The organism is Psychrobacter sp. AOP31-B2-9 (genome assembly GCF_052378005.1).
Classification (GTDB): Bacteria; Pseudomonadota; Gammaproteobacteria; order Pseudomonadales; family Moraxellaceae; genus Psychrobacter.
Genome location: NZ_JBQSXG010000365.1, coordinates 1 through 326, shown reverse-complemented (window position 1 = coordinate 326; position 326 = coordinate 1). Strand labels below are relative to the sequence as shown.

The window sequence follows — 326 nt, the reverse complement described above, 5'->3', positions numbered from 1 at the left end:
ACATAGCATCCTGTAGGATGTCGGATTTAAGACATTCATCAGCGTACATCTTCTTTAAGCGGGCATTTTCAACTTCAAGCTCTTTAAGACGGCTGATAAGTGTGGCGTCCATACCACCATATTTAGATCGCCAGTTGTAGAAGGTGCTTTGGCTGATGTTATGCTCACGGCAGAGCTCGGTAATAGGGACACCTTGTTCGGCTTGTTTTAGGATGTTGACGATTTGGTTGTCGCTAAAGCGTGTCTTTTTCATAGGATTCTCCTGCTGATGTATTCTAGCAGTTACTCTCTATTTATGAGTGTTCTTATTTATTGGGGGGATTACC

General features: G+C 42.9%; 1 protein-coding gene. It reads right to left on the bottom strand.

The genetic code is table 11. From position 1 onward, the window contains the following. A partial coding sequence (locus tag ACT3SX_RS15655; RefSeq protein ID WP_444518895.1) for a transposase occupies positions 1–253 on the bottom strand: 253 nt, incomplete at its 3' end. Positions 254–326 lie beyond the last annotated feature (73 nt).